The 25627-nt window shown below is 64.0% G+C and carries 25 protein-coding genes; 10 read left to right on the plus strand and 15 right to left on the minus strand.

Annotation, left to right across the window (positions count from 1 at the left end):
* The first annotated feature begins 31 nt into the window (after positions 1 to 31).
* The gene (locus tag U1702_RS03440; RefSeq protein ID WP_332722070.1) at positions 32 to 619 is read left to right on the plus strand and encodes a hypothetical protein; all 588 of its coding nucleotides are present in this window, start codon (positions 32 to 34) and stop codon (positions 617 to 619) included.
* Here U1702_RS03440 and U1702_RS03445 read toward each other — a convergent pair.
* The 6 genes from U1702_RS03445 to U1702_RS03470 form a co-directional block, all read right to left on the minus strand.
* The gene (locus tag U1702_RS03445) at positions 616 to 1764 is read right to left on the minus strand and encodes an SET domain-containing protein-lysine N-methyltransferase (protein ID WP_332722072.1); all 1149 of its coding nucleotides are present in this window, start codon (positions 1762 to 1764) and stop codon (positions 616 to 618) included. The two genes, U1702_RS03440 and U1702_RS03445, sit on opposite strands and share 4 nt — an antisense overlap.
* A gap of 87 nt (positions 1765 to 1851) precedes the next feature.
* Positions 1852 to 2580 (minus strand): 3'(2'),5'-bisphosphate nucleotidase CysQ, encoded by a 729-nt coding sequence (locus U1702_RS03450; RefSeq protein ID WP_332722074.1) that lies wholly within the window; start codon positions 2578 to 2580, stop codon positions 1852 to 1854.
* Positions 2577 to 4487 carry a sulfate adenylyltransferase subunit CysN gene (cysN, locus tag U1702_RS03455; RefSeq protein WP_332722076.1) on the minus strand — a complete coding sequence of 637 codons (1911 nt, stop codon included), beginning with the start codon at positions 4485 to 4487 and terminating at the stop codon, positions 2577 to 2579. Before cysN ends, U1702_RS03450 begins: the two co-directional genes overlap by 4 nt.
* Complete coding sequence (gene cysD / locus U1702_RS03460) at positions 4487 to 5383, minus strand: sulfate adenylyltransferase subunit CysD (protein ID WP_332722078.1); 897 nt, start codon at positions 5381 to 5383, stop codon at positions 4487 to 4489. The genes cysN and cysD overlap by 1 nt, the downstream gene beginning before the upstream one ends.
* A gap of 97 nt (positions 5384 to 5480) precedes the next feature.
* Positions 5481 to 5645, minus strand: coding sequence for a hypothetical protein (locus tag U1702_RS03465; RefSeq protein ID WP_332722079.1), 165 nt, complete (start codon positions 5643 to 5645; stop codon positions 5481 to 5483).
* A 76-nt stretch (positions 5646 to 5721) separates the two neighbouring features.
* Positions 5722 to 7047, minus strand: a complete 1326-nt coding sequence (locus U1702_RS03470) for a UDP-glucose dehydrogenase family protein (protein ID WP_332722080.1) — start codon at positions 7045 to 7047, stop codon at positions 5722 to 5724.
* A 517-nt stretch (positions 7048 to 7564) separates the two neighbouring features.
* Here U1702_RS03470 and U1702_RS03475 point away from each other — a divergent pair.
* From U1702_RS03475 to U1702_RS03485, 3 genes are all read left to right on the plus strand, one after another.
* Positions 7565 to 8860 (plus strand): putative bifunctional diguanylate cyclase/phosphodiesterase, encoded by a 1296-nt coding sequence (locus U1702_RS03475; RefSeq protein ID WP_443026799.1) that lies wholly within the window; start codon positions 7565 to 7567, stop codon positions 8858 to 8860.
* Complete coding sequence (locus tag U1702_RS03480) at positions 8860 to 11292, plus strand: ATP-binding protein (RefSeq protein WP_332722084.1); 2433 nt, start codon at positions 8860 to 8862, stop codon at positions 11290 to 11292. The genes U1702_RS03475 and U1702_RS03480 overlap by 1 nt, the downstream gene beginning before the upstream one ends.
* Before the next feature lie 62 nt (positions 11293 to 11354).
* A complete protein-coding gene (locus U1702_RS03485) occupies positions 11355 to 11747 on the plus strand; it encodes a response regulator (protein WP_332722085.1) in 393 nt (130 codons plus the stop codon).
* A 219-nt stretch (positions 11748 to 11966) separates the two neighbouring features.
* Here the strand turns inward: U1702_RS03485 and U1702_RS03490 are convergent, their stop codons facing one another.
* From U1702_RS03490 to U1702_RS03525, 8 genes are all read right to left on the minus strand, one after another.
* Positions 11967 to 12665 (minus strand): 2OG-Fe(II) oxygenase, encoded by a 699-nt coding sequence (locus U1702_RS03490; RefSeq protein WP_332722087.1) that lies wholly within the window; start codon positions 12663 to 12665, stop codon positions 11967 to 11969.
* 100 nt (positions 12666 to 12765) lie between these two features.
* Positions 12766 to 13662: an RcnB family protein gene (locus tag U1702_RS03495; RefSeq protein ID WP_332722088.1), complete on the minus strand. Its 897-nt coding sequence runs from the start codon at positions 13660 to 13662 to the stop codon at positions 12766 to 12768.
* A 105-nt stretch (positions 13663 to 13767) separates the two neighbouring features.
* Positions 13768 to 14307 carry a (2Fe-2S)-binding protein gene (locus U1702_RS03500; RefSeq protein ID WP_332722090.1) on the minus strand — a complete coding sequence of 180 codons (540 nt, stop codon included), beginning with the start codon at positions 14305 to 14307 and terminating at the stop codon, positions 13768 to 13770.
* Between the two features lie 44 nt (positions 14308 to 14351).
* Entirely contained in the window at positions 14352 to 14594 is a 243-nt protein-coding gene (locus U1702_RS03505; RefSeq protein WP_332722091.1) for a hypothetical protein, read from the minus strand.
* Between the two features lie 14 nt (positions 14595 to 14608).
* Complete coding sequence (locus U1702_RS03510; protein ID WP_332722093.1) at positions 14609 to 16213, minus strand: pilus assembly protein TadG-related protein; 1605 nt, start codon at positions 16211 to 16213, stop codon at positions 14609 to 14611.
* Positions 16210 to 16620 (minus strand): TadE/TadG family type IV pilus assembly protein, encoded by a 411-nt coding sequence (locus tag U1702_RS03515; RefSeq protein WP_332722095.1) that lies wholly within the window; start codon positions 16618 to 16620, stop codon positions 16210 to 16212. The genes U1702_RS03510 and U1702_RS03515 overlap by 4 nt, the downstream gene beginning before the upstream one ends.
* 148 nt (positions 16621 to 16768) lie before the next feature.
* On the minus strand, positions 16769 to 17218 hold the full coding sequence (locus U1702_RS03520; protein WP_332722097.1) for a MaoC family dehydratase: 450 nt from the start codon (positions 17216 to 17218) through the stop codon (positions 16769 to 16771).
* 45 nt (positions 17219 to 17263) lie between these two features.
* Positions 17264 to 18133: a LysR family transcriptional regulator gene (locus U1702_RS03525; RefSeq protein ID WP_332722099.1), complete on the minus strand. Its 870-nt coding sequence runs from the start codon at positions 18131 to 18133 to the stop codon at positions 17264 to 17266.
* A 189-nt stretch (positions 18134 to 18322) separates the two neighbouring features.
* On the opposite strand from U1702_RS03525, the gene U1702_RS03530 reads away from it, so the two are divergent.
* Both U1702_RS03530 and U1702_RS03535 read left to right on the plus strand, forming a co-directional pair.
* Positions 18323 to 19480, plus strand: coding sequence for an isovaleryl-CoA dehydrogenase (locus tag U1702_RS03530; RefSeq protein WP_332722100.1), 1158 nt, complete (start codon positions 18323 to 18325; stop codon positions 19478 to 19480).
* A complete protein-coding gene (locus tag U1702_RS03535) occupies positions 19477 to 21093 on the plus strand; it encodes an AbgT family transporter (RefSeq protein WP_332722102.1) in 1617 nt (538 codons plus the stop codon). Before U1702_RS03530 ends, U1702_RS03535 begins: the two co-directional genes overlap by 4 nt.
* Before the next feature lies 1 nt (position 21094).
* On the opposite strand, the gene U1702_RS03540 is transcribed toward U1702_RS03535, so the two are convergent.
* On the minus strand, positions 21095 to 21433 hold the full coding sequence (locus U1702_RS03540) for a DMT family protein (protein WP_332722104.1): 339 nt from the start codon (positions 21431 to 21433) through the stop codon (positions 21095 to 21097).
* A 48-nt stretch (positions 21434 to 21481) separates the two neighbouring features.
* On the opposite strand from U1702_RS03540, the gene U1702_RS03545 reads away from it, so the two are divergent.
* The 4 genes from U1702_RS03545 to U1702_RS03560 are packed head-to-tail and all read left to right on the plus strand — an operon-like array spanning position 21482 to position 25623.
* The gene (locus U1702_RS03545) at positions 21482 to 23083 is read left to right on the plus strand and encodes a carboxyl transferase domain-containing protein (protein WP_332722106.1); all 1602 of its coding nucleotides are present in this window, start codon (positions 21482 to 21484) and stop codon (positions 23081 to 23083) included.
* Positions 23083 to 23340: a hypothetical protein gene (locus U1702_RS03550; protein WP_332722108.1), complete on the plus strand. Its 258-nt coding sequence runs from the start codon at positions 23083 to 23085 to the stop codon at positions 23338 to 23340. Before U1702_RS03545 ends, U1702_RS03550 begins: the two co-directional genes overlap by 1 nt.
* Positions 23337 to 25268, plus strand: coding sequence for an acetyl/propionyl/methylcrotonyl-CoA carboxylase subunit alpha (locus tag U1702_RS03555; protein ID WP_332722109.1), 1932 nt, complete (start codon positions 23337 to 23339; stop codon positions 25266 to 25268). The genes U1702_RS03550 and U1702_RS03555 overlap by 4 nt, the downstream gene beginning before the upstream one ends.
* A gap of 4 nt (positions 25269 to 25272) precedes the next feature.
* Positions 25273 to 25623 (plus strand): iron chaperone, encoded by a 351-nt coding sequence (locus tag U1702_RS03560; RefSeq protein ID WP_332722111.1) that lies wholly within the window; start codon positions 25273 to 25275, stop codon positions 25621 to 25623.
* The last annotated feature ends 4 nt before the right edge of the window (positions 25624 to 25627 follow it).

Here is a 25627-nt window from a genome sequence, read left to right on the forward strand (position 1 = left end):
CACTGCAGTTCCAGCCGCCGCATGTTCGGTCGTGCCCGGCTATCGCATTCCGACGACGCTTGAACTCGCTGAGACAGCATCTGTCATCGTTCTGGCGCGGGTCGATGGCGGAATTCCTGTCGGACCGCGCGCGAAGGACCAGCCACTTACGCTGTCACCGGTGCTGCTGTTGAAAGGTAGTGCACTGCCCAAGCAGATCCAGATGCCGGGCTGGCTCGAAACGCGCGCTGCTAAAGCGACACGCAGCGATCCTGCGGAACTGGCTGAGGCCAATCCCGATGCCTTCGACGGCGGCTGCAATCGCTATGTCTTTGCCAAAGGAATGACGCTTCTGCTGTTCCTGAACCCAAAAGGGGGGAGGTTGGAGGCGCTCAACTACCCGTTCGCACGCACGGCTGAAGATGTGTCTGCATTCGATGCGCGCTGGGTCAAGGCGGTTCGGGAATATGTGGCGATCGCTGCCCTTCCAAAGCATTTGCGCAAGGCGCGGCTTGCAGCGCGCCGTGATGTGCTGCGATCGAAACCGGATGCGGATTCAAAGGCGATCGCCGCCGATATGGACCGAGAACTCAACGCGCCGCGCAAAGCGCTGCGTGAGCCGTTACCGCCCGCGCCCTAACGCCCCCAACCGACCTTGCGCACCGGCACCGGGTCACTACGCCGCAGGTACGGTGCGACGAGATTGCGGGCGCGGAAATATTCCTGTTCGACTGGCTCCAGCGTGTCGAAATTGCCGATAACGCGGCGGCATTTGTCGCTGCGGCACTGGCAGATCATATGCCAGTTGGATTGCGCGAGGGTGGTTGAATAATCCCATGTCACCTCGTCGCCGCTGGCGATCGGGCGGATTGCGACGAGGATCACCCCGTCCTCGGTGAAGCGCAGTCCGGCATTGGGATCGCAGCTGTGGTTGACGAGATCGTCGAGCTGGCCGGACGGCCCCATATAATGGTCAGGCGTGACCTGAACGAAGCGGTCGTCGCTGCCGCGCATCAGGCTGGGGATTTCATCCGTGTGGAAACGCCGTCCGGTGAAGCGCATCAACTCCGCCCCCTCGGCGAAGCGACAGGTGGCATACACCGCCTTGCCGAGATGGTTCTCACCGACCGCGAACAAATTGCGTGACGGGCGATAGCGATCAAGCACGAGGAAACCGCCGCGTTTCCAGCCGAGCGAGCGCAGCGGGTTGATTGTGGTCAGCCCGATCATGAACCAGATGCTGGCGTGACAGGCGAGTTCGACGAAAATGTAGGTAAACTCATCGGCCCCGCCGCCGCCCGCGCGCACGGCGACCAGCAACGTGGCGAGGTCGCCCAGCGTCCACAGTCCCCAGGCGGGCGAGCGTTCGCGGCTGCGGTCCTTCCACACGCTGGCCCAGGTCGGCCAGAAGCTGACCGGCACGGCGGCGACGACCAGCATATGCGCCCAGAAGGTCTCGCGGAACGCCACCCAGATCAGCAATGCGATCAGGCACGCAGCCATGCACAAAGCCTCGGTGGTGGTCGGCGAGGCCCAGTTCGAGCGCCGCCAGAGTGCTAGCGTTACGAAGATGCAGCAGATGGCGGAGAGCAGGAATACCCAGCTTTGCGGCGCGCCGGGGTTAACCGCGTGATAGGTTAGCGCCTCCGCGGCCGCCGACGCGCTCCAGATCAGCCAGGATGCGCGATTGGGCTGAACGATCTGACGGCGCAGACCGAGCAGATAGACTCCATAGGCGGCGAAGCTGAAGCTCATCGCAATCAGGAACCAGATATCGCCGGTCATTATGCCCCCTGCATGAAGGAGCCGTTTACCTTGTTTATCAGGGTTCGTCAAAGCGCGACTCGTGGTGAATCCACGAGTCGCTTCGAGTCATTTTTCGTGACTCGCAACCAGTTCAAGGACCGATTCCGCGAGTTCACGGCGACAGATCAGCAGGTCGGGAATGCTGGTCGGTTCTTCGTTATAGACGAGCGGCGAGCCGTCGATGCGCGAGGCGTGAAGACCGGCGGCGAGCGCGACGGCGGCGGGGGCGCAATTGTCCCATTGATGCTGGCCGCCGGAATGGAGGTAGATTTCGGCCTCGCCCAAAACCACTGCCATCGCCTTTGCGCCCGCCGATCCCATGCCGATGGTGTCGGCGGGCAAGGTTCTGGAAACCGACGCGCAGAGTTTGCTCGGGCGCGATCGGCTGACGAGCATGCGCGGCGGACTAACGGCAGGCCGGAGCGGGGGCGGGGCATCGGTCGAAAGCGTGATGCCCCGACGCGGCAGCGCCACCGCACCGACCGCCGGTGCGCCGTCGATGGCCAGCGCGATATGCACCGCCCAATCCTCGCGCCCCTCGGCAAATTCGCGCGTACCGTCCAGCGGATCGACGATCCACACGCGGCGCGCGATCAGGCGAACTGGGTCGTCGGCGGATTCCTCAGACAGGATCGGATCGTCGGGCCGCGCGTCGTGAAGCATGTCAAGGATCAGTCGGTTCGCCTCCCGATCGCCCCGATCACCGTCTGCGCCCTCCGTCTGAACGCGCAGCAGCAGTTCGCCCGCCGCATCGGCAATGGCGCGGGCAAGGCGGGCGTCGTCCAACAGGCTCACAGCGTGGGGGACCACACACCCATGATCGCCTCTACGATCTGCTCCGCCGCCTGTTCGGGCGTAATCCGGGTGGTGTCGATGCGAATCTCGGGGTTCAGCGGCGCTTCGTAAGGGCTGGAAATGCCGGTAAAATTGGCGATCTCCCCGGCGCGCGCTTTTTTATACAGGCCCTTCACGTCGCGGCGCTCCGCTTCTTCCAGCGGGGTGTCGATGAAGATCTCGAAGAACTCGCCCTCCGGCATGATCTGACGCACCATTTCGCGTTCGGCGCGGAAGGGGGAGATGAAGGCGGTGAGGACGATCAGGCCGGCATCCGTCATGAGCCGCGCGACTTCGCCGACGCGGCGGATATTCTCGACGCGGTCGGCATCGCTGAAGCTGAGGTCGCGGTTCAGACCATGGCGAACATTGTCGCCGTCGAGCAGGAAGCTGTGCTTGCCGAGCGTATGTAGCCGTTTTTCGACCAGATTGGCGATGGTCGACTTGCCCGAGCCGGACAGGCCGGTGAACCAGAGCAGGCGCGGTTGCTGGCCCTTTTGCGCGGCATGCGCTTCGCGTGTGATTTCGACCGCCTGCCAGTGGACGTTCTGCGCACGGCGGAGCGCGCGGTCGATCATGCCGGCCGCGACGGTCGCGTTGGTCAGCTTGTCGATCAGGATGAACCCGCCAAGATCGTGATTGTCGATATAGGATTCGAACACGATACCGCGATCGGTGGCGACTTCGGCGATGCCGATATCGTTGAGGTTCAGCGTCTTGGCCGATAGCTTTGCCAAAGTATTGACGTCGATAATATGCTCCGGCTCGCGGATCGTCGCGCTGACGGTCTGCGTGCCGAGTTTCAGCCAATAGCTGCGACCGGGCAGCAATGGGGTCGCGTCCATCCACACGATGGTGGCGCTGAACTGGTCGGCGACTTGCGGCGCATCCCCCGCCGCGACGATGACGTCGCCGCGCGAGCAATCGACTTCGTCGGACAGGGTCAGGGTGACCGACTGGTCGCGGCCCGCCTCAGTCAGGTCGCCGTCATAGGTGACGATGCGCGCGGCGGTGGAGGTGCGGCCCGAGGGCAGAATGCGAACGGCGTCGCCGGGTTTGACCGAACCGCTGGCGATGGTGCCCGCAAAGCCGCGAAAGTCGAGATTGGGGCGGTTGACCCATTGCACTGGCATGCGGAACGGGCGCGCTTCGCCGTCGGCTACGGGCACGGTTTCGAGATGCTCAATCAGCGCGGGGCCGGTGTACCAGTCGGTGTTGCCGCTGGGTGCGGTGATATTATCGCCCTTGAATCCGGAGATCGGGATCGCGGTGAATTTGTCGATGCCGATGCTCGTGGCGAATTCGCAATAATCGGCGACGATGCTGTCGAAAATCTCCTGCGAATAGCCGACCAGATCCATCTTGTTCACCGCCAGCACGATGTGACGGATGCCGATCAGATGGGCGAGGAAGCTGTGGCGGCGGGTTTGGGTCAACACGCCCTTGCGCGCGTCGATCAGGATGACGGCGAGGTCGGCGGTCGATGCGCCGGTGACCATGTTGCGGGTATATTGTTCGTGGCCCGGCGTGTCGGCGACGATGAACTTGCGTTTTTCGGTGGCGAAGAAGCGATAGGCGACGTCGATCGTGATACCCTGTTCGCGCTCGGCGGCGAGGCCGTCGACCAGCAGGGCGAAGTCGATTTCCTGCCCTTGCGTGCCGACCCGCTTGCTGTCGGATTCGAGCGCGGCCAGTTGATCCTCGAAAATCTGTTTCGAGTCATAGAGCAGACGGCCGATCAGCGTGGACTTGCCGTCGTCGACGCTGCCGCAGGTAATGAAACGGAGCAGCGACTTCGACTGATGCTGCGCCAGATACGCGCCGATGTCGGACGCGATCAGCTCGTCTGGACGGTAGGAGGAGGTCATCAGAAGTAACCCTCCTGCTTCTTCTTCTCCATGCTGCCCGACTGGTCGTGGTCGATCGCGCGGCCTTGGCGTTCGCTGGTGGTGGTCAACAGCATTTCCTGAATCACGTCGTCCAGCGTTGCAGCCTCGCTCTCGACCGCGCCGGTCAGCGGATAACAGCCGAGCGTGCGAAAACGGATCGAGCGCTCGACGGGGACTTCCCCGTTCAGCGGGAAGCGCTCGTCATCGACCATGATCGTCAACCCGTCGCGCACCACGGTGGGGCGGGGGGCCGCAAAATAGAGCGGCACGATCTCGATCCCCTCGGCGCGGATATATTGCCAGATGTCGAGTTCGGTCCAGTTGCTGATCGGGAAGACGCGCATGCTCTCGCCCTTGGCCTTGCGCGCGTTGTACAGCCGCCACAATTCCGGGCGCTGCGCCTTGGGGTCCCAGCGATGGCTGGCCGAGCGGAAGCTGAACACGCGCTCCTTCGCGCGACTCTTCTCCTCGTCGCGCCGCGCGCCCCCGAACGCGGCGTCGAAGCCGTATTTGTCGAGCGCCTGCTTCAGGCCCTCGGTCTTCCACATGTCGGTGTGCAGCCCGCCATGATCGAACGGGTTTATGCCGCGCGCCTTGGCCTCGGGGTTTTGATAGACGAGCAGTTCCATGCCTGCCTCGGTGGCGGCACGGTCGCGCAGCGTGTACATGTCGCGGAACTTCCACGTCGTATCGACATGGAGCAGCGGGAAGGGGGGTGGGGCGGGAAAGAACGCCTTCTTCGCCAGGTGCAGCATCACCGCGCTGTCCTTGCCGACCGAATAGAGCATCACCGGGCGCTCGGCCTCGGCTACGACTTCACGCATGATATGGATGCTCTCGGCCTCGAGCCGGGCGAGATGGGTAAGCGACTGCATGGCGGCCGATCTAGTCACACGAAGCGGGTGCTGCGATCTAGATAAAGTTTAGGGCGGATCGACATTGGCCCCATGCGAACACGCGAACTCAGTCGAGTCAGGCGGCGTCCTGGCGATCGAGCTCCCACCCGGTGGAGCGTTTGACCATCGGCGCGCGGCACCCTACGCATCGCGCGCGGTGCCACGTGCTGTCGCTGACGACCGTGGAACGGTCGCGCTCATGCTGCCCAAATGCGCAGCGGATGATCTGAACGATCTTCATTTCGGAACCGATCCTAACCCGACGTCAGGGTTCCAATACAGTGCAAATCTTGCAACTTGGGGACAGACGAAGTCGGTCAGATGGTCGGTTCGCGGCGCGGCTTGCCGATCCCGACCAGCTCGAACCCGGCGCGTCCGGCCTCCGCATCGGTATAGATATTGCGCAGGTCGATCAGCAGCGGTGTCGCCAGCGTCCGGGCCATGCGTGGCAGGTCGAGCGCGCGGAATTCGTCCCATTCGGTCACGATGACCAGCGCGTCTGCTCCTTCGGCGGCGGCATAGGGGCTGGCGCAGAACTCGACATCCTTCAGCACCAGCTTTGCCTGCTCGATACCCTCGGGATCGTAAGCTTTTACGATCGCCCCGGCATCCTGCAGCGTTTGGATCACCGCGATCGACGGCGCGTCGCGCATATCGTCGGTATTGGGCTTGAAGGTCAGGCCGAGGATGGCGACGGTCTTGTCACGGACTTCGCCGCCCATCGCCTTGATGACCTTGCGACCCATCGCGCGCTTGCGGCTCTCATTCACCTGCACCGTTGCCTCGACGATGCGCAGCGGCGATTCGGCATCGTCGGCGGTCTTGAGGAGCGCCAGCGTGTCCTTCGGAAAGCACGATCCGCCATAGCCGGGACCGGCGTTGAGGAACTTGCGGCCGATGCGATTGTCCATGCCGATGCCGCGCGACACCTCCTGCACGTCCGCGCCAACCTGTTCGCACAGGTCGGCGATCTCGTTGATGAAGGTGATCTTGACCGCGAGAAAGGCGTTGGCAGCGTATTTGATGAGTTCGGCAGTGCGGCGGCCGGTGAAGACGAGCGGGGCCGACTGGTTGAGCGAGAGCGGGCGATAGATGTCGCGCATGACCTGGCTCGCGCCGTCGTCCTCACTGCCGATGACGACGCGGTCGGGGCGCTTGAAGTCCTCGATCGCCGCGCCCTCGCGCAGGAATTCGGGGTTGGAGACGACCTTGATCCCCTTGTCCGGCGCGATCCGCGCCACGATCCGCTCGACCTCGTCGCCGGTGCCGACCGGGACGGTCGATTTGGTGACGATCACGGCAGGGCCTTCGAGCGCGGCGACGATCTCTTCCGCGGCGGCGAAGACATAGGAAAGGTCGGCATGGCCATCACCGCGACGGCTGGGCGTGCCGACGGCGATGAACACGGCATCGACACCCTTGACCCCCTCGGCCAGATCGGTGGTGAAGGACAGTCGGCCCGAACGGACGTTCGACGCGACCAGTTCGGCCAGGCCCGGCTCATAGATCGGCATCACATTTTGATGCAGCAACTCGATCTTGCGCGCGTCCTTGTCGACGCAAACGACGTCATGCCCGAAATCGGAGAAACACGCCCCGGACACCAAGCCTACATAGCCGGTGCCGATCATCGCAATGCGCACGCCAAAGCCCTTTCGATCGAAGAGAGTGCGCTCTTACCCAAAGCCGGGTTGACGGCAAGTGTATGGCGCGGATGCCACAACGCAGGACATGAAAAAGCGCGCAGCTTCAGTAGAAGTGCGCGCGCGGTATTCTGGAAATGGTAGCCCGGACAAAGCAGCATCACGAAATCGTGATGGCGCCGGTCCGGGCTAGGAACTGGTTACCAGGGGCGAAGCGACTCGCCGTAGGCTTCCCGCAAAAGAAACGCGAACATCAGATATTCTCCCATTGTGCGCAAAGACCGCACCCAATTTGGTTAAACCAAAATTAATCATGAATCAATCCTTTACCATCGGTTGGCGCACGGTTCCCCGGCTCGGTCGTTTCGTCCTTAAGGGTTCCTTCAAGAGTGCAGGCTATCGCGGTGTCATGTCGGAGCGCCTCGAACCCGCAGCTGGACCGGATCCGTACCGCGGAACGCGAGGGCGCGTTGCGCATCGCGCGTCGATTCGAGCGGACGCACCCATCTCGCTCCCGGTGTCGCGCGGTTCGGCAAAGGGCGCTACCCGCAGGTCGAACGAGGTTGCGTCGCCCACCGCGTGGCGAGTCATAACCCTTTGTGAAATCGTCAACTTTCAATCGCTGCGGCGGCATCTCGGTCGCCCGCGCGCCGACACGCTGGTGCGCGATGTCTCGGACCGCGTCAGCGCCATCCAGCCCGATATGCGATTGTCGGTCGCCGGACGGTCACTGCTCGAACTGTCGTTCGAGGCCGAGTCGGTTGAGCAGGCGACCGAGAATGTCGAACGGCTGTGCCGCGCCTTTTCCCGCACGCTCGATCTGGATGGCGAGCGTCATTTGATCCAGCTGCGCTGGGGCATCGCCGCAGCCCCGGCGGGCGACAATGACGAGGTTCGCCTAACCGAAGCCGCCGAATCGGCGCTGGAGCAGGCACGCGCGGAAACACGGGTCGTAACGCTCGATCTGTCGCGCACCGATGTGGCGTTCGATCGTATGGCGTTGATGCGCGAACTGCCGCGTGCGATCACATCGGGCCAGCTGTTCCTGCAATATCAGCCGAAAGTGAACGTCCGGAAGGAGAAGATCGTCGGGTGCGAGGCGTTGGTGCGCTGGCGGCACCCGCTGCGCGGCCTGATCCTGCCCGGCGATTTCATTTCCGCGGCGGAAGAGAGCGGCGAGATTTCGGGCCTGACCTTGTGGACGCTGCGGCAGGTGATTGCCGATCAACAGGTGATGACCGCGCACGGCCACGACATGCCGGTATTCATCAACATTTCGGGCGTGTTGCTGGCTGACACCGCTTTCGTCGCGGAAGCATGCCGTATCGTGACCGATTCGGGCGCGAAGATCGGATTCGAGATCACCGAGACCGCCGTTATCCGCGATCCCGAGTGCGCGATCCGGCATCTAAACATGTTTTCCGACATCGGCATTCCGCTGGCGATCGACGATTACGGCGCAGGGCTGTCGTCGCTGGCCTATCTCAAGCAATTGCCCGCGACCGAGCTGAAGATCGACAAGATGTTCGTGATGCAGCTGACGTCGAGCAACCGCGATCCGCTGATCGTGCGTTCGACCATCGATCTGGCGCACGCGCTGGAGATGGAAGTGACCGCCGAAGGGGTCGAAACCCCGGCCGCGCTGGCGTTGCTCAGCGTGATGGGCTGCGACATGGTTCAGGGCTATCTGATTAGCCGTCCGATCGCGCTCGACGCATTTATCCGCTTTCTGGACGACGAAGGGCACAAGGCGGCATCGGCCATGCGCCCCAGCTTCGCGCGTCCGGAAGGATTCTGGCGCAAGAGCGTTTGATGCGCGGTCTGTTCCTGACGATCGGCATTGCCTGTGCCCTCGGTTTTGCCGTACCCGCCGCCGCGCAGCAAAAGGCGGCCGATACGCTGATCGATCGCGCCAAGGCGACGATGATGACCGAGCCGGCCGAAGCGTTGCGGCTGGCCACCGATGCGGAGCAGCGCGCGGCGGCGATTCCCGATGCGCCGACCCGCGCCACGGTGGCCGCGACCGCATTGTGGCTGCAAAGCGAGGCGCTGATCCGCTCACGCGATGCCAAGGCTGCGGCACCGCGCATAGCACGCGCGTTGAAACTGATCGGCGGAAATCCGGAACCCAGCAAATTGCGCGGCGACCTGTTGCTCGCCCGGGCCGGTGTCCAGCATGAGCAGAACCGCCCGGCCGAGGCGCTCGCGTCGTTGCAGGAAGCGTTCCAGATATTCGGACAGGTTGGCGAAAAGCGCAGCCAGTCGATCGCGCTGCAAACCATCGCCAACCTCTACACCGAGGCCAACGATCTGGTCAGCGCGGACAAATATTTTAAACAGGCAGCCGAGATTTACGAGGGCGATCCGCGGCTGTTGCTGTTCCTGTACAATAATCGCGGCAATGTCCTGATCCGGCTGGAGCGCAATGCTGCGGCGTCGGCGCAATATCAACAGGCGCTGACGGTCGCGCGCAGCCTGCGCAGCGAATCGCTGTTGCCGCCGATCCTGACCAATCTGGCGCGCTCGCTGGTGCTGGAACAGAAATATGATCCAGCGGACGCGCTCATCAGCGAAGCGCTGGCGATCGTGCGTCGGGGCAGCGCCGGCGGCGGCGCGGAGTCGCAGCTTCTGGCAATCTCCGCCGGCTCGGCACTCGCTCGCGGACGCCTTACCCAGGCGCGCTCGCTGATCGAGCGCAGCTTTGCCGGGGTCGATCTTGCCAATACACCGATCGCCTATCGGGACGCGCATCTGACGGCGTACAGCATCTATCGTGAGCTTGGCGAAGGGGCGAAAGCGCTTCCGCATCTGGAGCGCGTGCGCAAGCTGGGCGACGATGCAGCACAGCTGGCGACATCGACCAACATGGCGCTGATGGCGGCGCGGTTCGACTTTGCGGGCCAGGAATTGCGGATCGCCAATCTGAAGGCCGAAGAGCTGCGACGCTCAGCCGAGTTCCAACGCACGATCTTCATCGGGCTGGGCGGCGCGACGCTCATCATCATCACGTTGCTGAGCATCGGCCTGTTCACGATCCGGCGCAGCCGCAATCAGGTGCGCGATGCCAATATCGAACTCAACCAGACCAACACCGCGCTCGAAAAAGCGCTGAAGGCGAAGACCGAATTCCTGGCGACGACCAGCCACGAAATCCGCACGCCGTTGAACGGCATCCTAGGGATGACGCAGATCATGCTGCGAGATCCCGCGATGCGCGATGAAACGCGCGACCGGCTGAGCATCGTCCATGGCGCGGGGATGACGATGCGCGCGCTGGTCGATGATATCCTCGACGTGGCGAAGATGGAGACCGGCAATCTGACGGTCGAAATGGCGGCCACCGACCTGCACGACACGTTGAAGGACGTGACGCGGATGTGGGACGAGCAGGCGCGCGGCAAGGGACTGGGCTTCACCCTCGACCTGAGTGCCGCGCCGCGCTGGGTCGAAACCGATGCCGGACGGTTGCGGCAGATGCTGTTCAACCTGCTGTCCAACGCGCTCAAATTCACCGAGAGCGGGCAGGTCGGGGTCGCGGTCGACGGTGCGGACGGTCGTCTGCGCATCGCGGTTTCGGATTCCGGGATCGGCATTCCGGCGGACAAGCATGACGAAATCTTCGAATCCTTCCGTCAGGTCGATGCCGGTACGACGCGCAAATTCGGTGGAACCGGGCTGGGTCTGGCGATCGTGCGCAACCTCGCAATCGCACTGGGCGGCGAGGTGTCGGTACGCAGCGTCGAAGGCGAGGGGACGACCTTTATCGTCGATCTGCCGCTGATCGAAGCGACCGCCCCTGCCGCTAGCGCGCCGGTTGAGGGCGTGGGCGAGTCGATCGTGGTGCTCGATCGCAACCCGATTGCGCGCGGCATGCTGCGCACATTGCTTGCACCGAAGTTCGACGATGTTCAGTTTGCCGCGTCGCCGGAAGAAGCGCTGGCCGCGATTTCGGAAGGACAGGCCTTTGTCCTGCTTGCCGAAGAAGCCACGCTGAAAGCGGCGGGCGAAGATGCCGTCGCGGTCTTGGCCGATCTCGTCACGGCGGCATCGGCGAAAAATGCGCGAACGGCGGTTTTGTGGGCGAAGCCGGACGGGGCGACGCTCGCCGCGCTGGCGACTACGGGCGTGAAACGGGTGATCGCCAAACCGGTGGCGGGTGCGGCGCTGATCGAAGCGCTGATTGCAGACCGCGAAGAAAATTGTGCGACAAATCGCGCATCGAAGCTTGTTTCACAGGCGGCATAGGACGATAGCACACATATGACATTCTCGTTCCGCACGTCTGGCGACAAGGCCCCGGTCCGCCAATGAATATCCTGTTCATCGAGGACGATCCGATGAACCGGCGGGTGGTGCGCGACATGCTAAACGTGGCGGGCGCGACGATGGCCGAAGCGGAGCATGCCGAGGAGGGGCTCCGCAAGATCGAAGCCGAGGATTACGACGTCATTCTGGTCGATCTGCGCATGCCCGGCATGGACGGGATCGAAGCGATCGAGCGCATCCGTGCGCGCGGCGATGCCAAGGCGGAATTGCCGATCGTCGTGGTGACGGCGGACACGGCAGTCGATCTGCGCGAACGCTGCCTCACCGCAGGGGCGGACGAAGTGTTGTTCAAGCCGGTGGCGATGGACGCGCTGTTCGACACCATCGGCCGCGTGCTGGCGCTGCGCAGCGGCGGCGAAGGCATGTTGCTTTAGGGTTCGATCGCTCACGCGAATGCGGTTTCGGTCGAATGTGAAATCTCCATAGCGTGATGACATCACGCTGATGTTCTCGTCACCCCGGGCTTGACCCGGGGTCCCGCTTCTTCGAACGTTCGCCATTAGCGGGACCCCGGGTCAAGCCCGGGGTGACGGGGTTTGAGCTGAAGTAACCATGGTCTAAATCCTCTCCCTGACGGGAGAGGATTACACGCATCAATACGTCTTGATCGGCATGCTGATCCACGGGTGTTCCCTGAACCATTTCGTGATGATGTATTTCACCCCGGCCACCACCGGTGTTCCTTCGTGCAGGGTCGCCGGGTTGGGTGCGCCGTCGGGCTTCATGTTGTTCCATGCGAGCAGCATCCCGCGCTTGGGCGCGACGCGAATGCCGGCCTGGGGAAACCAGGTCGCGCCGCCCTCTTCGACGTCGTTCAGGTAGATCATTGCGGTCCAGGTGCGCTGGCCGCCCGATGCCTTCATCGCCGCCCAATATTCCTGATTCTCGCTAAACCAGTCATAATGCGCGCGAAATTGCTGGCCGGGCGCATAACGCTGCCCCTGCATCGTCTCGCCATGTTCGGGGGGCGTCCCGATCAGACTGGCCATGCGTTCGTCGATCGCGCGAACTTCGGGTGCCCAGCGGTCGAGGTCGCAGCTTTCGCTGGTCCGGAAATAGGGATCGTCCGATGCCGCGAGCAGCGTCGACGGGCGGCGGTTGACGTCGATCAGGCGGATCAGCGTGTCGCATTCCGCGTCGCTCAGGAAATTCTGATAATAATAGATTTGCGCGGCATCGACCTTGGCCTTGCGCACCGACGGATGGGCTTCGAGCCGTGCGGTAATCGTCTGGGACACGCGCGCGCGGGCCATCGAGGCACCGCCCTGTTTGGGTTTTGCGAAGATACTCATGGGCTGCCAACTTGCCGAGGCGGGCCTGAAACGCAAGAGGCCCGGTCGTTGCCGACCGGGCCTCCCCGTGACGATCTGATCACACGACGATCTGTCTGGGTTACCAGAAGATGTCGTATTCGACGTCGACCACTTCACCGCTGTAAATGTCCACCAACAGCGCGTCGTTGTAATAACGCACCCAGCGATAGTCGCCATAAGCCGGTGGCAGGCGGTAGTAGAACGGATCATTGATCCAGTAGTTCGACGAAAACAGCATCGAACCCAGGGTCAAGCCGATCGAAAAGCGGCGATAGCCATAGTTCCAGCCCGACGGCGCATAATAGCGCGGCAGACGGAAGATGTTGCGGTTCTGGCGGCGGTAATTGCCCCAATTATAGCGGTTGTCGCCGCGCCAGCCGCGGTTCCAGTCGCGGCGATCGCCACGACGGTCCTGACGGTAATCCTGACGATCGCCGCGCCGGTCCTGACGATAGTCCTGACGATCGCCACGACGGTCCTGCCGGAAATCCTGGCGGTCGCCACGACGGTCCTGCTGGTATTGGCGCGGGGTCACCTGACCCTGACGCAGGTCGCGGCGATCCTCACGCCGTTCCTGACGGAAGCCCTGCTGGTCGCCACGCTGTTCCTGACGGAAATCACGACGATCCTCGCGGCGCTCCTGCCGGAAGGCCGGTGCGCCACCCTGCTGGCCGAGCTGGCGGCGTGGAGCCTGTCCCTGTTGCGGTGCCTGATACTGGCGCTGCGGTGCAGCCTGACGCGGCTGCTGCTGGAACTGCCGCGGTGCCGGTGCCGGGGCCTGCTGCTGTGGCTGGGCAACGCGCTGCTGCTGACGTTGCTCGCGGACCTGTTGACGCTGCTCACGAAATTGCTGGCGCTGCTCGCCACCGCCACGTGCCTCGCCACGGCCCTGTCGTTGTCCACGTTCCTGCGCCGTGGCGGCAACGGGGGTCAATATGGTCGCGCCGATCAACGCAGCCAGAATAAACTTCTTCATCTCAGTCCTCCGCTCCCGGCTCACCACCGGCGTTCAGAATAAATGCCTTCTGCACCGAGTCGGCTGACGCGTGTCTGAATTGCGTTGAAAGCATTGCGAAAGGATTCACCTTGCCGCGTCGGGCGCGGGGGCTTGGTCCGCGTCGAGCGCCGGAGCCTGCCCGCTGTCCTCGTCCTGCGCCGATTCTACTTCACCGCGCGCCATCCGCGCGGCGCGTCCGATCGCCTCGATCAGCCGGGGATAGATGCCGCAGCGGCATAAATTGGTGATCGCGGCGGTGATGTCCTCGTCGGACGGGTTGCGATTTTTCCGCAACAGCGCCGCAGCCGCCATCACCATGCCGGGGATGCAGTAACCGCACTGCCCGACATTGGCGGCGAGGAACGCCTGTTGCACCGGATGGCCGCGATTTTCGGACAAACCCTCGATCGTTGTCACGAATGTGCCCTCGATCGATCCGATCGTCACCTGACAGGATCGCACCGCCGCGCCGTCGATATCGACGGTACAGGCCCCGCAATGGCCGGTGCCGCAACCATATTTGGTGCCGGTCAGGTTGGATGCGTCGCGCAGCGCCCACAGCAAGGGCGTGCGGGCGTCGAGCTTGTATTCGACTGGCTGATTGTTGACGGTGAAGCGGGTCATGCGGGAACAGTCTAGCGCGGAAGCCTCCGGAAACCCAAGCTCGATCAGCTTCCCTTCAACCGTTGCAGCATCGCACGCAAGGACGCGGCGAGCGAGCGCGGTTCGTCCGTCGCGTTTCCATCGAGCAAGGCGGCTACGGTTTCATAATGTTCGGCCATTTCGTCATGAATGCGGCGTGCGCGTTCGCTCGCGGCGTGCCGGACGCGGCGGCGTTCGTCGCGGGCGCGAGCGCGGAAATAGCGTGCATCGCTCTCCCGCGCCGCATCATATGCTGCTGGATTGTTCATATTCCCCCCTTGTTTCATAAGACGAGCACCGGCTTGCCGCAGCGATAGCCATCGACCCGGACATGCGCGGTGCCGATGCTGAGCCCGGCAAAGGCGAGCAGCTGGAACAACGCGGTCTCCAGTGCGGGCGCGACCTGCAACAGGCGCGTGGCAATCTGTCCCTGGCCTGGCAGGCCAATGCCCAAGCCGAGGCCGAGGATGTTCACATCGATCTGCGTCGATTGCAGCGTGGTGCCCAGCAAATTGGTGACACCATCGGTGGTGGCGATCGCCTTCATCTGGTGCGCGACAATCTCGGCCCTGGTGAAGCTGAGATTCTGCCAGTTCGACGCTTCGAGGGCGCCAAACGCCTTGGCATCGACCGAGATCAGCGGTGCGCGGATCAGCGGCGCAGGGGTCAGCGCGGCGGCGGACGCCGGGATCGGATCGCCGACGGCGAGATCGGCGATCGCCAGTCGCGCAACCCCGGCGCGGGCACGCACGGCGGCGGTGTCGCGCGGCGCGCATGGCACGGCATCCAGAATCGCGCGGGCGGGTGCGACTTCAGCGGCGAGCGGGAGTTTGACGGCCAGACCAAGCAACGGTCCGACTTCGGCGACGAGGTTGACCCGCGCTTGCGCCGTGCTGACCTCCACCCCGCCGCGATCATTGACGACCATCCACGGGCTGGACTGTATCGTCTCGCCGATCTTGATTTCGGCGCGAACCGACGCGAGGCCGGGGATGCTGCCCGCGAGATCGAGCGCGACAATGTGATCGCGGTTGGCGACCGACAGCATGGCACCCAGCAAGTCGCTGGCGCGAACGCGGGCGAGCAGCGCGGACGCGCCGCCGCTCCCCGTATTGCCCGCGCCGGCCATGTCGAGGCCGATCAGATCGCCGAGCCGCAGCGAGCGTGGCGTGCCGTTGATACCGGCCGCGACCGCGCCCAGCCCGTGACCGCCGCTGGTATCGTCCAGCGCGCGCAGCAACACGGGTAGTGCGATCTGTTGCTCCAGCAGCTGGTCATAGGTCATCACGCCGAGATTCGCGCGCACCGCCACGGCGTCGAGAAAGGTGAACAGGTTCAGATCGACCGTCGCCAGCCCCTGATAGCTCAGCAGCGAGAAGCCGACGCTCGATCCGGTCAGGCCGCGCGTGAGGGTGTTGACCAGCCCGTTATCGAAGCTGGCCAGCCCGGAGCCGATCGAGATCGCGCCGAGATTGCGGCGGCTGGCGACGGCGCTGACGGTCGCATCGTTGAAGCGAAGCCCCAGCGCGCGGAGGAAATAGGCCTGATTGGGATAGGTGGCGGTGACGCGCACGGCGTCGTTCGCGCCCCCGGCGGTAAAGGCCCGGGCGCTGCCACTGCCGCTCACCGATCCCGTGGCGACCTGCGTTGTCGCGGCACCTTCGGCACGGTTGGCCGAGAGAATAGCGTTTGCGCGAACGGTGGCGCTGGCCAGGTCTTGCGCGGCGGAGAGTGCTGCGGCGTCGACCGCGCCCTGCATCCGCCGCCGTTCGAGCGCGACCGCGCCGACATCGACCGCGGCGGCGGTGGCGGCGAGCAGGAAGGGGAGGGCGGATGCGACCATCACGGCCGTTGCGCCGCGACGATCGGTCGAGAGGCGGCGGGTCATGCGCTGCCCTCCAGAATGACGCAATCGCGCGTGATGGTGCTGTCGGGCAGCGGGATGATGCGGGCGAACGAAAAGATCGGCAGCCACGATGCGTCATAGGCGATCCGCACGCGCAACCGCCCGCCTGCCTCGACCGTGGCGCTGACCTGGCTCAGCCGGTTGGCGCGGATCAGGAAATAGGCGGGGCCGTTCGCCGTGACGAAATCGGTGACCAGAGTCTGGCGTTCCGCCGTCGTCTCCCCGGCCACGCTGCGCCGCGCCGCGTCCGCCGCCAGTTGCTGCACCGAATGCGCCGCTCCGAAATAAAGGCCGAACGACAGCACACCGACCAGCAGGGCGAGGATGACCGGCAACAGGATCGCAAACTCCACGATCGCCGTGCCGCGACGGTTTGAAACCAAACGCATGGCAAATAACTCATTGTTCCGACAAAAATCTTTGACGGCACAAGGTTAACGGCGATGAAGGGTCTGGCGGCCGATGGGTCCGATCCGGATGGGTCCGGGCGGCTCCGCGAGCGTCCGAGTGCGGCGGGAATATCCGGAACGGAGGCTTTTACGGCTTTGGCTGGAGCAGCGCACTGCGCAGGGTGCTGCAGACGATCTCGTCACGCTGGTTCAGCATCGTGTGGCGAAACGTGACGATGCCTTGGCCCGGGCGCGATTTGGACGGGCGCAGTTCGATCACTTCGGTCTCGGCGCGCAGCGTGTCGCCGATAAACACCGGCTTTGGCATGCGTACTTCGTCATAGCCGAGATTGGCCACCAATGTGCCGAGCGTCGTGTCGCCGACCGAAATGCCGACCAGCAGCGCGAAGGTGAAAGTGCCATTGACGACGATTCGACCGAACTCGGTCGCGCCCGCATATTCGGCGTCGAGGTGAAGTGGCTGCGGATTGTGGGTAAGGGTGGAGACAAGCAGATTGTCGGTCTCGGTCACCGTACGGCGCAGATCGTGGACGATGCGGTCGCCAACCTGCCATTCGTCGAAATACCGGCCTGCCATCGATACTCTCCCTTTGCCGTTCCCATAGCGAAAGCGGCGCGGGTGTCAGCCCCCGAACTGTTCGCGCAATGCGGTAAGCACCGGTGCCGATGCCTCACGCATGTTCACCGCATCCGGCCCCCATAGCAGCGCCAGCGTGCGGGTCAGGTCGAAGCCGAGCAGGGCAGGGCTGGCGACACCGGGATGGCGATGCGAAGCGGGGACGACGGTGACGCCAAGCCCGGCGGCGACCATGTCCAGCGCGCGGTCGTCATTGGTGGTGCGCAATGCGAAGAAAGGGCGGATGCCGCGTGCGGTGAAATAGCGGCTGGTCTGCGACAGCGCCTCGCAATGGCGGCGCACGATCATCGTCTCGCCCGACAGCGCTTCGCCGGGAATGGCAGCCTCGCCCGCGAGCGGATGTGCGGCGGGGAGCGCCATGACATAGCCCTCGGTTCTCAAGGGTTCGGGGTCCATTGCACCGGCATCGTCGCGTAGCGAGGTCAGCGCAAGGTCGATCCGTCCGCGCGCCAGATTCTGCGCAAGACCGCGCTCATTGCCCTCGACCAGCTCGACGCGAGTACCCGGCGCGCTGACTGCCAGTCGTTCGACCAGCCCCGCCAGTTCCGCCGTGGCGATGGTCGCAAGCACGCCAAGCCGCAGCGTATCGACCAGGACCAGCCCGGCGATCGACGCCTGCGCCAGATTGAACTCCCGCTCGATCCGGCGGGCGTGGACGGCGAGACGCGCGCCCGCCTCTGTCAGTTCGACCCGCTGGCTGTTGCGGCGGAACAGTTTCGCGCCGGTTTCGCGCTCCAGTCGGGCGATTCCGGCGGACAGGCTGGGCTGCGACACGTTGACCTGCGCCGCCGCAGCGGTGAACGTACCGCTATCGACGACGGCGAGGAAATAGCGCAGCAATTGGCGGTCTATCATAGTTTTTGTCTATGCTGTCCCGCGCGGCGTTTCAATTTTTCTCGGGCGTGATGTGCGGCTAGAAGGTGATGTAACAGTTTAAGATCGTCACCCCGGGCTTGACCCGGGGTCCCGCTAACGGCGACCGGTCGAAGAAGCGGGACCCCGGGTCAAGCCCGGGGTGACGACGAAAGGTTGTAGGAGAGCCAGATGAGCCTGCCCCAGATGGATTTCGCGCTGGGCGAAACCGCCGACATGATCCGCGAGACGACCGAGCGCTTCGCGCGCGAGCGGATCGAACCGCTGGCCGCGAAGATCGACGCCGACGACTGGTTTCCGCGCGAGGAGCTATGGCCGGCGATGGGTGAGCTCGGTCTGCACGGGATCACCGTCAGCGAGGAATATGGCGGCCTTGGCCTCGGCTATCTGGAGCATGTCATTGCGTGCGAGGAAGTGTCGCGGGCATCGGCGTCGATCGGCCTGTCCTATGGCGCGCATTCCAATCTGTGCGTTAATCAGATCAGCCGCTGGGCCAGCCCTGAGCAAAAGGCGAAATATCTGCCGAAACTGATCTCCGGCGAGCATGTCGGTTCGCTCGCAATGTCCGAGGCCGGAGCCGGGTCGGACGTCGTCAGCATGAAACTGCGCGCTGAGCATAAGGGCGGCCGTTATGTCCTGAACGGCACCAAATTCTGGATCACCAACGCCGCCTATGCCGACACACTGGTGGTATATGCCAAAACCGGCGAGGGATCGCGCGGCATCACCACTTTCTTGATCGAAAAGGGCATGCCCGGATTCAGCATCGGTCAGAAGATCGACAAGATGGGGATGCGCGGCAGCCCGACTGCCGAATTGGTGTTCGATGACTGCGAAGTGCCGGAAGAGAACGTCATGGGGCCGCTGAACGGCGGTGTCGGCGTGCTGATGTCGGGCCTGGATTACGAACGCACCGTGCTGGCGGGCATTCAGCTCGGCATCATGCAGGCGTGCCTCGACGTCGTCCTGCCCTATTTGCGTGAGCGCAAGCAGTTCGGGCAGGCAATCGGCTCGTTCCAGCTAATGCAGGCCAAGGTTGCGGACATATATGTCGCACTCAATTCCGCCCGCGCCTATGTCTATGCCGTCGCCAAGTCGTGCGACGCGGGCAGGACGACGCGGTTCGACGCGGCGGGCGCGATCCTGCTTGCGAGCGAGAATGCGTTCCGCGTCGCGGGTGAGGCGGTGCAGGCGCTGGGCGGCGCGGGCTATACCAAGGACTGGCCGGTCGAACGCTTCCTGCGTGACGCCAAGCTGCTGGACATCGGTGCCGGGACCAATGAAATTCGCCGGATGCTGATCGGACGCGAATTGATTGGAGCCGCATGACTGACGCGATAGTTTCAGACGACGCTGCCCGACGCCAGCGCGGTTTCTTGGGCTTTGTCGAGCGGGCGGGCAACATGCTGCCCGAACCGACGATGATCTTCGTCTATCTGATCGTCGCCCTCATGTTGGTGTCGGCGGTCGGCGCATGGCTCGGCTGGTCGGCATCGCTGAGTTACACCGGCGAGGAGGCGCCGGAGGGGGCGACGCTGGCCGGGGGCGTGCTGACCTATTCGGCGTCCAGCCTGTTTTCCGAAGCCAATATCGGCAAATTGCTGACTCAGATGCCGCGCACGATGGCCGGATTTGCGCCACTCGGCCTGATCCTGGTCATCATGATGGGCGCGGCGGTGGCGGAGCGCAGCGGCATGTTCTCCGCGCTGATCCGCGCGTCGCTGGGCAATGCGCCGCGTTACATTCTGACGCCCATCGTTGCGGTGATCGGGATGGTGTCGCACCATGCGTCCGACGCGGCCTATGTCGTGTTCATCCCGCTCGCCGCGCTGACCTATGCAGCGGCGGGGCGCCATCCGGTGGCGGGGCTGGCGACGGCGTTTGCAGCGGTGTCCGGCGGCTATGCGGGCAATATCACGCCGGGGCAGATCGACGTGCTGCTGTTCGGCTTTACGCAGGAAGCGGCGCGGATCGTCGAGCCCGGCTGGACGATGAACCCGGTCGGTAACTGGTGGTTCATCCTGTCGATCGTGATCGTGTTCACACCGGCCATCTGGTTCATCACCGACAGGGTGGTCGAGCCGCGCCTGGGCAAATGGGGCGGTGAGGCGGATGATGAGGTCAAGGCCGAACTGGAACGCTCCGAAGTCACAACCGACGAACGGCGCGGTCTGCGTCGCGCTGGCCTTGCGGCGCTGGCGATCGTCGCGCTCTATGCCGCGTTGACGCTGATCCCCGGCTACTCCCCGCTGCTCAACGAAAGCGCGGAGGGGACGGCGCAGCTGCAACCCTTTTACGGCGCGCTGATCGCCGGGTTCTTCCTGATGTTCGTCAGCTGCGGCATCGCGTTCGGCACCGCGGCAGGCACGATCAAGGGTGCGGACGACGTCACCCGAATGATGAAGGAAGGCATCGCCAGCCTCGCCCCCTATATCGTGTTCGTATTCTTCGCCGCGCATTTCGTGGCGATGTTCAACTGGTCGAATGTTGGCCCGATCATCGCGATCAATGGGGCGGAGGTGCTGAAGGGGTTCGCGTTGCCCGCACCATTCCTGCTGGTCAGCGTGCTGCTGCTGTCGTCCTTCCTGGACCTGTTCATCGGCTCGGCCAGCGCCAAGTGGAGCGCGCTCGCGCCGGTCGTGGTGCCGATGTTCATGCTGCTCGGCATCAGCCCGGAAATGACCACGGCGGCGTACCGGATGGGGGACAGCTACACCAATATCATGACCCCGCTGATGAGCTATTTCCCGCTGATCCTGGTGTTCGCGCGGCGCTGGGACAAGTCGTTCGGGGTGGGGTCGCTGCTCGCGCTGATGCTGCCCTATGCGCTGACCTTCATGACGCTGGGCATTTCGATGGTGATCGCGTGGGTGACGCTCGACCTGCCATTGGGGCCGGGCGCGCAGGTGTTCTACACCGCGCCGGGTGCCGTCGTTCCGTGAGTCATTTGCCGACGAACAGAAACGCGACCCCCGCCATGATGCATGCGAACGCTGCGGCGTGGCGCCAGTGCAGCGTCTCGCCTAGCACCGTCACCATGAACACGCCGAACACGATCAGCGCGATTGCCTCCTGCGCGATCTTGAGCTGGCCCGGTGTCCAGCCCGCAAGAAAACCGACACGGTTGGCAGGGACGGCGAAGCAATATTCGACACCCGCGATCAGCCAGCTGATGAGGATGACGGTCAGGATCGGCTTGTTCAGCCCACCCTTTGACAGATGCCAGTACCAGGCGAGGGTCATGAAGATGTTGGACGCGATGAGCAGCAGGATCGTCGGCATGGTTTTCCCTTTTCGCAATCTGTGCGCGAGCGGGGCGGGAGTGACAAGATGAGCGGGCCGGTATTGAAATCCACGTTGTCGGCTGAGGACGAGACGTTTCGCGCCAATGCCGCGCATAATCGCGCGCTGGTGGAGCGCTTGCACGCCGATGTTGCGCGCACCGCGCTGGGTGGGAACGAGAAGTCGCGGGAGCGGCACACGTCGCGCGGCAAATTGCTGCCACGGGAGCGCGTCGAGCGGCTGCTGGACACCGGCGCGCCGTTTCTTGAGATCGGCCAGCTTGCCGCCAACGGCATGTATGACGACGAAGTGCCCGGCGCTGGCCTGATCGCCGGAATCGGGCGCGTGTCGGGGCGGCAGGTGATGATCCTGAGCAACGATGCGACGGTCAAGGGCGGCACCTATTACCCCGCCACGATCAAGAAGCATCTACGCGCGCAGGAGATTGCCGAGGCCAACCGGCTGCCGTGCATCTATCTGGTCGACAGCGGAGGCGCGAACCTGCCCAATCAGGCCGATGTGTTCCCCGACCGCGACCATTTCGGGCGGATTTTCTTCAACCAAGCGAATATGAGCGCCAAGGGCATCCCACAGATTGCGTGCGTGATGGGCAGCTGCACGGCGGGCGGTGCCTATGTCCCGGCGATGAGCGACGAGAGCATCATCGTGCGCAATCAGGGGACGATTTTCCTCGCCGGGCCACCGCTGGTGAAGGCCGCGACAGGCGAGGAGATCAGCGCCGAGGATCTGGGCGGCGGCGACCTGCACGGGCGCAAGTCCGGCGTGGTCGATCATGTCGCGGAGAATGACGCGCACGCGCTGACGATCGTGCGCGATATCGTCTCGACCTTGCCGCGTGACCGCACGCCGGACGTTGCGGTCCTCGATCCGCGCCCGCCGAAGTTCGACGCCGAGGAACTATACGGCGTGGTGCCGAGCGATGTGCGCGCGCCCTATGACGTGCATGAAGTGATCGCGCGGCTGGTCGATGGCAGCGAGTTTCACGAGTTCAAGGCGCTGTACGGCACGACGCTGGTCTGCGGCTTCGCGCATATCTGGGGGATGCCGGTCGCGATACTGGCGAACAATGGCGTGTTGTTCAGCGAGTCCGCGGTCAAGGGCGCGCACTTCATCGAACTGGCGTGCCAGCGGCGCATTCCGTTGCTGTTCCTCCAGAACATTTCCGGCTTCATGGTCGGCGGCAAATATGAGGCGGAGGGCATCGCCAAGCATGGCGCGAAGCTGGTGACGGCGGTGGCGACGGCGAGTGTGCCGAAGGTCACGGTGCTGATCGGCGGATCGTTCGGCGCGGGCAATTACGGGATGTGCGGGCGGGCTTACTCGCCGCGGTTTTTGTTTTCATGGCCGAACTCGCGGATCAGCGTGATGGGCGGGGAGCAGGCGGCATCGGTGCTGGCGACGGTCCATCGCGACGCCGCGACCTGGACGGCGGAAGAGGCCGAGGCGTTCAAGGCGCCGATCCGGCAAAAGTACGAGGATGAGGGCAATCCGTGGTTCGCGACCGCGCGGCTGTGGGACGACGGGATCATCGACCCGGCGCAGACGCGCGACGTGCTGGGGCTGGCGTTCGCGGCGTGTTTGAATGCGCCGGTGGAGGAGGGGGCACGCTTTGGCGTGTTCCGGATGTGATGATGACCGGAACCCTTTCAATCGAGACTGAGCGTGAGCGCCACATGCTGTTCGCGTTGGCGTCAATGGCTAGCCAGTATCTCGAAAACCATGAGACAGGCGTTCTCGATAATTTGTGCATGGGGGCAGGTGAGGAAGCTTTCAAAGTTCTCGCGGCCTTTGGCTTGATTGATGCAGAGGCGCGTTTCGCGAGTTGGACTGAAGCAGGCGAGAAGTTGCTCGATTTACGGCTGAATCAAAAGGCGTTTCCAGCATGATAACCTCCCTCCTCATCGCCAATCGCGGCGAGATCGCGTGCCGGATCATCCGTACCGCGCGGCAACTCGGCATCCGCACCGTTGCGGTCTATTCCGAGGCCGACGCCAAGGCGCTCCACGTCTGCCAAGCCGATCAGGCCGTGCATATCGGCGGGTCGCAGGTGCGGGACTCCTATCTGGTCGGGGCGCGGATCATTGCCGCTGCGCTGGAGACCGGGGCGGAAGCCATCCATCCCGGCTATGGGTTCCTGTCGGAGAACGCCGAGTTTGCCGAGGCGGTGATCGCCGCCGGGCTGATCTGGGTCGGGCCGAACCCGGACAGCATCCGCGCGATGGGGCTGAAGGATGCGGCCAAGCAGTTGATGATGGACGCCGCCGTGCCAGTGACGCCGGGCTATCTGGGCGAGGATCAGGCACCGGAGCGGTTGCAGGCGGAGGCCGACGCGATCGGCTATCCCGTCCTCATCAAGGCGGTCGCGGGCGGCGGGGGCAAAGGGATGCGGCGTGTGGATGACGCCGCCGATTTCCTCGACGCGCTGGGATCGTGCCAGCGTGAGGCAACCTCGTCGTTCGGCAATGCGCAGGTGCTGATCGAGAAATACATCCTGTCGCCACGCCATATCGAGGTGCAGATTTTCGGCGATACGCATGGCAACGTGGTTCACTTGTTCGAGCGCGACTGTTCGATGCAGCGGCGGCACCAGAAGGTGATCGAGGAAGCACCCGCACCCGGCATGACCGACGCGGCGCGCGCGGCCGTGTGCGATGCGGCGGTGAAGGCGGCGCGCGCGGTCAATTATGTCGGGGCGGGGACGGTCGAGTTCATCGCCGATGCCAGCGCGGGCCTGCACGGCGACCGCATCTGGTTCATGGAAATGAACACGCGGCTTCAGGTCGAGCATCCGGTGACCGAGGAAATCACTGGCGTCGATCTGGTTGAGTGGCAGCTGCGCGTGGCGTCAGGCGAAGCATTGCCGTTGCGGCAGGACGAAATCGCGATCAATGGTTGGGCGATGGAAGCGCGGCTCTATGCCGAAGACCCGGCAAAGGGATTTTTGCCAAGCACGGGGCGGCTCGATTATTTCAAGCTGCCACAGCTTCGTCGCACGAAGCGTTGCCGGATCGAGACGGGCGTGCAGCAGGGCGACACCATTTCACCCTTTTACGACCCGATGATCGCCAAGCTTGTGACTCATGCGGCGACGCGGGAGGAGGCGATTGCAAATCTGCGTGACATGACCGAGCGCACGGATTGCTGGCCCGTAAAAACCAATGCGGGCTTCCTTAATCTGCTGTTGTGGGATGAGAATTTCGAGGCTGGCGTGCTCGACACCGGCCTGATCGCGCGCGAGGGCGATGCGCTTATTCCTGACGCGGAGCCGTCCGAGGCCGTGCTTCAGGCGGTGGCGCATCTAGCCGTCGATAATTCGCTGGGTGGTCGTGCGGGCGACATCCGCGAAACGTGGCTTGCGACGGACAAGGGGCCGTGGGGCAATCGCGGCTTTCGTCTGAACCGTGACAAGGCACCCGCCATCGTCCGGCTGAATGATGGCGGGGCGGATTACGAAGTCTTGTTCGCCGATCGCTCGATAGATGATTGTCCGTGGGTGGAACAGATCGACGCAGGGTGGGTCGTCACCGAAGATGGCGTCACCCGCGTTTTTAACGAGGCGCGCGGTGGGGGCGGTGAAGGCTTTGTCGCGGGCGACGGGACGATCCTGTCGCCGATGCCGGGGCGGATTGTGTCGGTCGAAGTGGTCGAGGGTCAGGCTGTGACGGCGGGTCAGCGGCTGCTGGTGCTGGAGGCGATGAAGATGGAGCAGGCGCTGGTCGCGCCGTTCGACGGGGTGGTCGAGGTGCTGACGGCGGTGGCTGGCGCGCAGGTGCAGGTCGATACGCTGCTGGTGACGGTGGCGAAGGAGGCATAGTCCGATGGTTGCCGATCACGACGCCTATATCGCCGAGGCACCCGAGGCGCTCCGCCCGTTGCTGATGCGATTGCGCGCCCAACTCGCTGATGCCATGCCCGACGCCGAAGAAATCATCGCCTACAAGATGCCGGGGTTCAGGATCGAAAAAGCGATCGTCGCGGGTTATGCGGCGTTCAGCAAGCAATGCGGGCTTTACGTTCATCCTTCCGCGATCGCGTCGCATGCCGGTGAGATTGCCGCGGCGGGGCTTAAAGCGACCGCGACGGGCGTGACCTTTTCGCCAGGCCAGCCCATCTCCGACGACCTCGTCCGCAAACTGGCGCTGGCGTCCCGGCAAGCCCACAAGCTCTGAGCCG

This window comes from Sphingomonas sp. LT1P40, assembly GCF_036663835.1.
Taxonomy (GTDB): domain Bacteria; phylum Pseudomonadota; class Alphaproteobacteria; order Sphingomonadales; family Sphingomonadaceae; genus Sphingomonas.